We start from the raw sequence: 11,196 nt of genomic DNA on the forward strand, positions 1-11,196 counted from the left end.
AATTGTCCTGGGTTACTGGATTGATTAATATCTGCTTGACTATACCGTATTCCAAAGTCAAAGGCAATGGTAGATCCTACAATCTTAGCCACACCAGCGCCAAAGTATTCATTATCATCCCCATCATTATCCCAGTCAGCACGATCATATTTTGACCCATCGGCTTTACTATTGTTACTTCCAAAAGAAGCAACAATTCCATCTTTTGAGGAAACAGATGAACCTGTAATCGGAATAAAGGTCATCGTATCGCTAAGCTTGACGTATTCTTGTTCACCAAACTCAAAACTATGATTTAAAGAAGAAAGAGAGAGTAAAGACGAGGTAGCTTCGTCTAGAATGACTTGTTCGGTATCATTATAGTAAAAACGAATGGTCTGATGAATCGTAAAGTCCGTAGTGGCATGATTATCACCATGATGACCGACATAGATCGTTTTAGTGGGGTCTGTATAGATAAAAGCGGTAGCTACTTGTTCAGGACTAAAGGTAGAGACTAACTCAAAGGTATAGATAACCTTTGTGATAGCGCGTCCCTTATAGGTTGATTTTTCCAGTCCAGTATAAGTGACGGTAATCGGTTGACCCTGTTTTAAGAAAACTCCATAGCCATCTCCTGCCCCAGCAGCGGTAGCTCCCCCCACTCCTATAGCTAAGTTAGGCTGTTGGTCTCTGGTGATGTCCTTTGGATTTCCTGAAATACCTGCTAGGGCAAGGCCAAAGTCATGATTAGCCCCAAAGAAATCTTGAACCCCTTCAAAGCTAACTTTAGCGTTAGGCTCATTTTTGAAGATGAGGTATTGTGCATGAACTTTGCTTAGAAACCCTTCTTTTAGGGTATCAGTTTCAGCTGCCTTAAGCTTTTCGTCATAAAGAGCTTTCTCAAGCTCCCACTCCCTATGATTCTGTTGGTAGAGGCTGACTTTCTCTTCATAAAGAGAAAGCAGTCGATCATTGTCTGCCTTGACCTGATCAAATTCCTTTTTAGCCACTTCATAATCATTGAGGGCTGTTTCATAGTTCGCCAGATCTTTCTGAAACTGAGCTTCCTTTTCTTTATTGAGGTCAACCTGTTTCTGATATTCCCCTAAAGCCTTTTGATAAGAGGTTTCCTCTTGTTGGTATTGAGATAGGGCTGCTTGATAATCAGTTTTTAACAGATCATTTTTAGCTACCGCTGTTTCATAAGTTTTTAGTTGATTTTGATATTGCTTATAATCAGTCTGGTATTGTTTTTCTGCAGCTAAATAATTTTGATAGGCTTGTGTTTCTTTTTGATAATCCTCAACCTCTTTTTGGTTGTTCTGATAGGCCTGATCAGCTTTTTGATAGTCCGCTTTAGCAGCTTGATAGTCTGATACCAGCTGATTGACTGTTTGGGTTTGTGCATTATAGTCATTTTCAACTGCCTGTTTCATGTCGTAACTCACAGTGTCATCTGCGACAACCACAATACCTTCGGAAACTGCTGTTGAAAGAGCTTGGTTTAACGGTTGATGGTCTGTATAATTCGTTACTTGATTAGCAGTCGTTTCAGATGTATTAGAGTTAGCAGCAGGTGCAAGTGAAATTTCATCAGCTAAGACCTTGGGTGTTGCCAGCAATAAACTACTGAAAAGACTAATTCCTAAAACTTGGTAAGATTTCTTTTTCATAACTATCCCTTCTAAAAGTATAGAGCTATTATACCATCAATGAGGGGAGCTTGAAACACAATTCATTCTGTTAGGTGTTATTTTGATAAAAAATCAGATTTCTTACTTTTCCTTGTTTGAGAATCCTTTTTCCCATTATGTACGGATTACAATAGGAGTAAGTGATGAAATAAGGGAACTATATATGTTTATACCAGCCACAATATACAGTATCTCTATAATAATAAAAAAGATAGCCTTCAAAATATTGAACAGCTCCCTGTCAAGTGGACAATGAAATAATAAAAGATTAGGCGACGGCCTTGTTCCTCATTTCAAGAGGGGCAAGGCCGTTGTTGCGTTCTTGAAAATGTTGATGATTATAAAAATAGATGTAGGCATCAATATCTGAAACTAGCTTCTCAAAGGTCTTATATTTCTTCAAATCATAGCACTCCGTCTTAAAGTTCCTAAAGAAACTTTCAGTTGGTGTATTGTCAATACACTTGCCAACATGAAACATGGAGCGGGTCATCTGATACTGGGTCGTTAAACGGTAATAATCTTTCGAAGTATATTGTGAACCTCGGTCGCTGTAATCGCATCAGGATTAGCTATTCGTGCTTTACGAAGCGTCTCTAACACCAATTCGTTATCATTAAACTGACCAACCCCATAAGCTACAATAGAGCCATCATAAAGGCCCTTAATAGCACTCAAATAGACTTTACAGCTGAGATCTTACTTCAAGAAAGTTACATCTGTACACCATTTCTGATTGGGAGCAGTAGCTGTAAAATCACGATTGAGAATATTGTCCTCTATACTGACAAAGCTAGTCTTAGTACAATAACCCTTGGCTCTTCCGATAATGGAGCGAACACCTAGGATGTTCATCAATCGCCGAATCCGTTTCTTGTTATAATTTGTTCCGAGCTTGCGATTGATAAATAGCGTCATACGACGATAACCGAGAACGCCATTATGCTGGCTATGAAGCACCTTGATAACATCCATCAATCTTCTATTTTCCTGTTCATTGACATACTCTTTAATCACTTGAAAAGTTTCTAAGTGGCAACCAAGTCTTACCGTTGATTTCGTCGCTTGATTTCTTCTAACTTTTTTAGCAGGGCATTCTCCATTCCAAGATACTTAATTTGCTCTACTTGTTGCTTGATTTTTAGGCGTAATTCTTCTTCCGAAGTTAGATTAGGCTTACTTTCCAAACCTTTTCAACGACGATCGGGAAGACCGTTTGAATCAATCCTCCTCAAACTTTCTGATCCAAAAATAGACCTACTGGTAGGGCACCTCATACTTCTCAACAGCTCCTTGGTAATCTTTCTCATGAGCAATGGTGTCGTTGACAATTTCAACTCGTTCTTCAAATGTTGTTTTGTGCCCTTTTTTCACGTGACTCATTCATTTACTGGTAGATTTCAGTTCTTTACCACTACTGAGAACATAACGGTCAGAGATATCGTACTTTTCACTTAAACATCTTAAACTCCCATGACCATTGAGATAGGTGGAAACAGCTTGTTCCTTTAGTTCCTTACTACACTTCCTCCAGCAATGATTTCTAGCTTATTGGATACAGATTTTGGACTTCTTTTAGACATAGAAAAACTCCCATCATAGTTTCTAGTGAATTTTTGTTTTTTCACTGTCGACTAAAAGGGAAGTATATCAAAAACTGGTATCGATAAATTATTTATTTAAAAGGATCTGATTAATATTAACTGAAAGCAGTTAGTAGGATCAATTAAAATTATTTTTTCCCACGATTAGTAAAGAATCTTACTGCTATCACGGTCAAAAAAACAACTAAAAAATATACCATAATGTCCTCCTAATTACCCCACCTACAAGTCGCACCACCATCACCATTCCAAGAACAACCCCCACCTTCAACTGTTGAAAGTAGATCAGTATCCAAAAGTTAAAATTGTGAGATAGTTTGTGTATGTATAACGAATACCTCCTCGAATTTTATACTATATTATTATTTGTCCGTTGCAAATTGACTTACTTAGTATATCATTCACAAATATAATAAAACTCCTACTTCCTGAATATTCATTTAACATTCCTAAATGGAAAACTAGTACCGTTAAGGACTTAATATTGAGCATTCAAGAAAAACATTAGCTCCAAAATTTGTATCGATACAATTCGGTTAGTCTAGACTTACTTTCAGTCTCTGAGTCACGTTTGAAGAAAAAACATTATGCAGGTATTCCTTAAATTAATAATATCATTATTTCACAAAATAATAGTTAAAAAAATTTATCAGATGTTCATTTCTTACAAAAAATACTATATATGTTATAATAAAGTCGATAAATTTAATAAGGAGAATTGGTGGTTAATGATTAATGAAATAAAAAAAATCCTTGAAGATTTTGATAACTTATTAGAATCAGCAGATTATAATGAAATTGACAGTATAAATGGACTTGATGGTTTTATTGAGAATCTCTTTAATGAGTCTTATATTGAACTAGGATTTGATGACTATTCTTCAATTCCAGGATTTGATCCTTATTCAAATGATGAATTCACAAATGATGAAATAAACACATTGTACAATTTTATTCTATATTTAAATTCTAGAGATAAAAAAATTCAGGGAGTTTTACAAAATATTCTTACTAAATTATCAGAAGAGAATTCAAATATTTGACACAAAAATAGAAGATGATTGCTTCTATTTTTTTTTGAATAAAATATATTTTCAATTGAAAAGGTAGCTATAATTTGACTATCTACAAATTATGGTATACTAGTGATAATAATCCTTATCTAATAGCAGGGCAGATAAACTCGCATCCTCATCAAAATGAACAGGAGTTTCTCTACTCATCTTTTTTAGTGGAAATTCTGGCAGAACACTAAATAGTTCAATCATTTCTGGAAAACCAGGTTTCCTGGTTGTAAAACGAAAAAGTTGGGCTTTATTATCTTTTTGACTACCTTGATACTCACCAAACTCCAAAAATCTAATTAAAGTATTATAAAAGTCTATATTTTTTGACTCATCAATGATGACCATATCATAGTCTTTCGTAGTTCGACTTTCAAAACCATTCACATCCAATACGATAGAGGTTGCGGTTCCACCAATTAGGACATAGTAATCTTGATAATCACGAAACATTTCTTGAAAAATAGGTTTTAAATTAGCTGGCATTTTTCTCTCCTAGTATGTTTATTATCTTATCTTCTAACATTTCTACCTCTTCTTCAATTCTAGGATCCTCTACATCTTTCAAAGTTAGATAGAGCGAAATTGGATCAACTAATATAACATCTCCATTTTCAAACCAATTATTTTTGATGTAATCAAAAGGTACTGGCTCATAATTCCAAATTTCAAGACGATGACCTTGAAAGATGTTTTGCTGAATCTCCTTTTCAATACGCTTATATCTTTTCTTAGAAATAGCATAGCTTCCATAGTTTTCTGAATCTGCAAGCATACTAAATTGTGATAATGCTTGTAAATAGGTCATTTTTAATGCCCCTTCATTGTACAACTGTTGAAAATCTTTATCACTAATCACTAAAACCTCTCTAATTGGATCTTTGATTAATGATTTAACTTCTTCAAAAATCATTTGTTTAGGTTTCGCAAATTGATAAGTTTTCTGTTTGTTATGAAGCCACCCTCGTGCTTTAAAGGCTTTTAAATAGCGATACAAACTAGGAATAGATAGACGTGTTATCAGGCTGATTTCAACTAAATCAATGATTAAATCAGGAGTATGCAGTAACAAGGCAATTAGTAGCATTTGTTCTGTAGGTGATAAGGGATCACTTGGTTCAAATTTTTCACTTGCTTTAGAAAATAGAAATCCTATTTGTGGAATAAATGTATTTTCTTGATAATCAATATAAGAGGCACCAATTTGTAATAATTTCTTCTTCTGTTCATCTGACAGTTTATTAAAAACTAAAATCACATCTTTATCAACCTGCTTTTGAATAGCTTGAGCTTGTTTAACAAAATTATCTAAGCTCCCTGGTCTTTTTTCTTTAACCAAAAGGAAAACCTTATTTTTTACAGTCAATGTAGAAAATTCATAGCGCTTTTGAAAAATGATTGGAAGATCTAGGTCTATTTGCTGTATTTGAGCTTCAAAATGAAAAGCTCTCATAACATTATTAATTTTGGCAAAGTCCATTTTTCGCTCCTTTTTATCATTATATTTGCATTTTATCAAATTGTATAATAAAATGCAATATTTTTGATAAAACAAAAAGAATATGCTAACAAATCCAATTATTGTTAGCATATCCTTTTTTATTTCGTCGTATAAGCAAAACTCAAGCTACTATCCACTCCAGATAATTTACGGAAGGTGTAGTTGGGATTGCCATTGTAATTGGTTTCGGAGATAAGGAATGAGCCATCTGGGTAGACTTTTTCGACGAAAGCCACATGTCCGTATTCTGTTGGGGTGCCATGTCCTCCTCCCGCAAAGGAAAGTATAGCTCCTTCTTGTGGACTTGTCCCTGTCTCTCCACCGAGACTTGCGGCTGTTCGTACCCAATCTTGGCCATTGCCCATTGTACTGATAATTGGAATCTTCTCACCATTTTTACCTTTGAGTTTTAGCCCCAGTTGGTTGATACGGGCTGCAACTCCCCAAGTACATTGGCCGTAAGCATATCCCATACCGTCACCACCTCCTGGAATAGAGTTTTCAAAAAGGTCTCCTCGTACAGCTTCAAGTGCTTTTGGATCACTTTGTGCTGTCCCACCGTTTGGTTGACTAAAACCTTTTTCAATTTGGTAATACCACTCACTTGCTCGTGTTTGACGTTCAAGTAGCTTATCTCCACTATTTCCTTCCCAGTAAATGAGAAAGAGTTGGGCAAGACTAGCTGGACTTCCTGAATTTTTGAAAAAGTCCTTTAACCAGTTGGTGTAATAAGGACTATCCCCATGCAACATGAAATCCAGTTGTAAGCCTAAGTCATACCACTTTTGATGTTTTCCTTTGGCATATTCCAACAATAAAGTATGTCTGCGTGACCCATCCGCGGTATCTGTCCATTGGCCTAAGCCTAAACCACGTTTGAGAATATTTGGGTAACGTCCATTGTATATAGTTGGACCATTGATTGAGAGCCAGCCCTCATCATCCCACGAACTATCAGTCGCACCAACTGGCGGAGATAAATAGTCGCCTTCAGCTCGTTTTGGATTAATGGAAGATTCTACCGACCAATTTCCTAAAATAGCTGCTATAGCTTGATTTGTCGCACCTTTGCTTTTAAGATAGTCATAAATTGCCTTGGCTCTCTCGAACTCATCGCCGCCAAACTGACCGATAGTTGGAAGAATGGTGGTCTGAACCTGGATTACTTTTGGAAAGTAGAAAGCTGGATTGACATAGACCAACTTATCCGTATCATCATCAACCTTTTGATAGGTGACTTTTAGACCCGTTCCGTCTTTGGTCTGACCAATAATATCTCCTGCCAAGACATGTTGATGTTCACTCACTCGGCCTGAATGAATGCCAAACAAGGTTAGTTTAGTCTTATTCACTCCCTTACCAGATGTCAAAACAACGTTCTCTCCATCAAGAGATACCTTGCCATCCATCGGAGCTACAATGACTTGACCTTCTTTCGCTTCTAAGATGATATGGTGATGCAGCGTTGGTTTCTCATCAATGACCTCATACCCATATCGGTAGGTCATGCTTAAGCTATCCTCGTCAGTCTGTCCCTGAAAGGGATTGTCCAATTCTTGAAGGGCTAGATAGTTGCCTCCTTCTGTCAACTCCTTTAACTCTTCCTGGTCCTCATCAGACAGCTTGTAAGTAGGTTCTTTATATAAGTCAGACATGGATTTAATAGAATCTCCACCATTTAAGTCTGTCCACACTTGACTGAGAAACGCTTTGTAGGTCACACCACCTGTTTCCATGAAATCGTCAAGCTTGTAGTCTTGGTATTGATGATTCATGTAAACCATAATCTCATCAATCTTGGTGTAGTAGGCAATCCCTTTTTCATTGGTTCTCGTATGTTCCGCATCTTCCCACGTCATGTGGGTATAGGCCTTGGTCAACTCCATCTCATCTTGTTGAATGACACTACTACCTGAAACACTCATGAAAAAGCTCATCATCAAAAGGAGTATCAAGAGAATGCCTGAGACAATCCAAGTCAAAGGATTTCCCGCAAGGACAGAAAAGAAAGTCACACTTCCCTTAATGGCTTGGACGATTCCTTTGATACCTGCGACACTTTGTTTTCTCACATGCTTTAAAAAGGTCTGGTAACGTCTTCTTGGTTTAAGAGGTTTCTGGCGTGTGAATCCTTTTCCCTTTTTGAAGTTCTGGAATCGTTCCTTTCCATGAGAAAATTTTGTTTTGGTAAACCTCACACCTGTCTGTCCACTTTTTACTACCACCTTACCTGCTTGAAAGGTAAACCTTCCATAGCGTCTGGCTTTCAAACTAATATCCTTCATGGATCTTAGACCATCTAAATCATCCTCCTGTGCTATCAGGTCAAGGGATTCAGATGCAACTAAGCCTAATCCAACTTTGACTTTGGTAGAGTTTTTCTTAGTCTTTTGGACTTTCTTGAGTTGTTTAACCTCACGCTTGGCAGAACTTACGTCTTTTTCTGCACTTAGTCGATCAAATGATTTTTCTTGGTGAAACTGAAAGCGAGACTTCGGGGAAGGATTTTCTTTTTGGAAAGTAAACTTGGGATTAACTGCCTTTTGCTTCTCACTTAGTTTCACTTCTGACAAATGTTTTCTTGCAGTCCGCAAACGCTCTTGAGCTTGAGGAAGTCGATAGTTCTTGATTTCCTTTACCTTCAACAGTCTAGGAGAAACATAGGTAATTTCCTTTAGGAACTTCTCTTCTGCTTCCTTTTGGCTACTGAGTAGATTTCCTTTTATCTCTGTTTTCTTTTCCTGAAAAAGAGAATTTTGGGCTGGTTTTCGAAATCGTCCTTTTTTAGGAACAGTCTGTTTTAAGGCTCTAACTTCTTTCCGATAATGCATACGGGCTGATTTTAAGTTGCTTCGAAAGTTTTGCCTAGCCTGTTTGACTAGCTTTTTATCCTCTTTCATCTCATGTCCTCATTTTTTCAGGGTCTGTACTCATGATGTCAAAGAGCTTGGTGTCTTGTGGAATCTTATTTTTGAAAGGAACAACGGTTGAACCGGCCTTGATTAGCCCAGCCCCTTTTTCAGGATTGACCAAGTATTTCTCCAGTTCCTTGGAAAGTCCAAGCATATGTACCAATTCTTCGCGATCGCTCTTAGCCTGTTTTAAAAGAATCATAAACTCGCTATTGGCAATAATGCGTCTACCATTGGCATCCAATAGAAGAGTCTCTACATTTTGAGTAATACCTGTCGGTATCGCCCCATACTTACGGACACGACTCCAGAGTTTAAAGAAGAAATCAGAGGCATATTTGTCCAATAGAAGTAGCTGCATTTCATCAAAGTAAATCCAGGTCTTCTTACCTAGCTTTTGGTTTTTGACCACCCGATTCCAAATCTGGTCAAAGATAACCATGAGGGCAATCTGTTTTAATTCATCGCCTAACTTTTTGACATTGTAAATCAGGAAATGACTGTCTGTTTTAATATTGGTCCGATGTGAAAATATGTCCAGCGACCCTTCCACATAGAGTTCCATATCCAGTGCCAAGTCCTTAGCTTCCTGTTCAGGTTGTTGAGCTAAGACAAAGACCCATTCGACCAAGGACGGTGTGTTAAAATGCTTATAGGTGAGTCGTGTCACACGGTCAATCAAGGATTTTTCACGACCATCCATTTTGCGATCCAAGAGCTTCCCAATCCAAGACAAGAGAAATTCGGACTTAACCTTAACTGGATCCTCGTCCATATTCTCATCAGATAGATCTAAGACATTTAAGAAGGTAGTGGAATCTGGGGCAATATCAATACTCTCCCCACCAAAGGCTTGACCGATAATACTGTACTCATTTTCTGGGTCAACAATAATAATTTCAGTATCACTATCTGCTTCCTTGAGCTTAGTTGAGATGATTTCATGTTTTGTCGCCATCCCTTTGCCAGCTCCAGAAGTCCCTAAAATCAAACCTGACGGAGTATTTAACTTGCCACGGTCAATACTGATGATATTACTTGAGATTTGATTGATGCCATAAAATTTCCCACCCTTGTCCTGAATATCTACGGAAGTCCAAGGGGCATTCACGGCAATGTTTGAAGTCAATAGAGACCGAGAAATACCTTCGAGATAGTTCTTCCCAAATGGCAAGAGACTATTAAAGGCAGCTTCTTGCATACAGGTCAAGTTATCGATAATCATATCATTTGACCCAGCCACTTGCTTGATAATATCAAGAGATTGTTTGAGTTGGTCTTCAGTATCCGCCAGCACGCCAATTAGAAATACGGTGTCAAACAGTTTATCTCCTGTTTGAGTCATGGTTTGAAGAAGAGCCTCAGCTTCATCGATATTGTTTTCAAGAACATGCCCGACCTTCTCCAAATAGATTCCAGTCCGAGCCATCTTTTGTTGTTCCCCAATCTTTTGCGATTCCATCAAGGTCTTCTTGGTTCGTAGCTTGGTCATGGTTTCAGACTTGGTAGAGCCTTTAGCATGTAGACTAATCATCACTTCCAAATCTGACTGCATTAAGTCTCGAATAAATCTATCCCCTAACTCCATACCATAGTCACGAACATAAACAATCTGTAATAATCGTTCGTCCAATTCAATATGATTCTTGTGTTTAAAGGAAAGGTAGGTTGGGGCAATAAAGTGTTTGGTGGATTGACCTGAGAGCGTCAAATCCTTGTAAGAGAACGGTAAATGATTTTCGCCTCGTAACATATCCGAAAGGACATTCACTCGCTCCTCTCCACCGAGCAAACCAAGAGATACATCAATCTCTGAAAAGCCACTCTTGAAATATTCTCCAATTTGAGACAGAGAACGAAAAGCTAGTTTTGGTGTTTGGTCGCTCTTGCCAAATGAAAGAAACTTGACGGCTGAAAAATTGTTCTCACCCGCCTCTAAGTTGGCATCCATCATGCGATTCAATTCATCACGATAAGCATCAAACCCATCTTCCTGCAAGGGATAGAGAATACTCTTACGGAATTTTTCCAAATTAACTTTTTGATTGAAAATAGTCAGTTGGAAATTGGTCTGATCATCCAGTGAATTGATTAAATCGGAATATTTCTCCACGATAGCTCCCTTATCTTCTAAGCCAACTGTTTGATAATTGACATCTCCTAAGAGATAGGTTTGTGAGAAATAGCTTGGGCTGACCTGCATAAGGCCATTCTGAAAAAGCCCTTGATAGGCTAACGTATTTACGGTAGAAGGTCTGATCTCCTGCTTCTGTGTTTTCGTCTTTTGCTTTTGGTCATTAGAAGGTTTCTTTGGTTTCATTGAGTGTTTTAATTTTTTCACGTTGGTCTCCTTTTCTTCCAGTAAATGTGCGGTCTGGCACCGTTAGTTCAAAATGAAAACGGTACTTGAGGTAGGTTTCAAATGGTAAATCGTTGGGG

5 protein-coding genes and 3 pseudogenes are annotated in these 11,196 nt (G+C 37.6%); 1 reads left to right on the forward strand and 7 read right to left on the reverse strand.

Going from position 1 to position 11,196, the window contains the following annotated elements; all coding sequences use genetic code 11:
* Positions 1 to 1,655: GbpC/Spa domain-containing protein (locus tag ACQRDX_RS08495; protein WP_427896396.1), on the reverse strand; the 1,655-nt coding region annotated here is incomplete at its 3' end.
* Between the two features lie 289 nt (positions 1,656 to 1,944).
* Positions 1,945 to 3,209: pseudogene (locus ACQRDX_RS08500) on the reverse strand (IS3 family transposase); the annotation flags it as partial.
* A gap of 799 nt (positions 3,210 to 4,008) precedes the next feature.
* On the opposite strand from ACQRDX_RS08500, the gene ACQRDX_RS08505 reads away from it, so the two are divergent.
* Positions 4,009 to 4,323, forward strand: coding sequence for a hypothetical protein (locus ACQRDX_RS08505; protein ID WP_427896398.1), 315 nt, complete (start codon positions 4,009 to 4,011; stop codon positions 4,321 to 4,323).
* Between the two features lie 102 nt (positions 4,324 to 4,425).
* On the opposite strand, the pseudogene ACQRDX_RS08510 reads toward ACQRDX_RS08505, so the two are convergent.
* The 5 genes and pseudogenes from ACQRDX_RS08510 to ACQRDX_RS08530 all read right to left on the reverse strand — a co-directional run.
* Positions 4,426 to 4,830: pseudogene (locus tag ACQRDX_RS08510) on the reverse strand (hypothetical protein); the annotation flags it as partial.
* Positions 4,820 to 5,824 (reverse strand): hypothetical protein, encoded by a 1,005-nt coding sequence (locus tag ACQRDX_RS08515; protein WP_014636947.1) that lies wholly within the window; start codon positions 5,822 to 5,824, stop codon positions 4,820 to 4,822. The pseudogene ACQRDX_RS08510 and the gene ACQRDX_RS08515, both read right to left, overlap by 11 nt.
* 119 nt (positions 5,825 to 5,943) lie before the next feature.
* Complete coding sequence (locus ACQRDX_RS08520) at positions 5,944 to 8,745, reverse strand: phage tail tip lysozyme (protein ID WP_427896400.1); 2,802 nt, start codon at positions 8,743 to 8,745, stop codon at positions 5,944 to 5,946.
* A gap of 1 nt (position 8,746) precedes the next feature.
* On the reverse strand, positions 8,747 to 11,098 hold the full coding sequence (locus ACQRDX_RS08525; protein ID WP_427896402.1) for a VirB4-like conjugal transfer ATPase, CD1110 family: 2,352 nt from the start codon (positions 11,096 to 11,098) through the stop codon (positions 8,747 to 8,749).
* Positions 11,055 to 11,196, reverse strand: a pseudogene (locus ACQRDX_RS08530) (PrgI family protein); the annotation flags it as partial. The gene ACQRDX_RS08525 and the pseudogene ACQRDX_RS08530, both read right to left, overlap by 44 nt.

The sequence above is a fragment of the Streptococcus sp. SGI.013 genome, assembly GCF_050315295.1.
GTDB lineage: Bacteria > Bacillota > Bacilli > Lactobacillales > Streptococcaceae > Streptococcus > Streptococcus porcorum.

Excerpts from the sequence above, each read along its gene's own strand:
- ACQRDX_RS08505 (WP_427896398.1), top strand. The coding sequence starts at position 4,009 with ATGATTAATGAAATAAAAAAAATCCTTGAAGATTTTGATAACTTATTA.
- ACQRDX_RS08515 (WP_014636947.1), bottom strand. The coding sequence starts at position 5,824 with ATGGACTTTGCCAAAATTAATAATGTTATGAGAGCTTTTCATTTTGAA.
- ACQRDX_RS08520 (WP_427896400.1), bottom strand. The coding sequence starts at position 8,745 with ATGAAAGAGGATAAAAAGCTAGTCAAACAGGCTAGGCAAAACTTTCGA.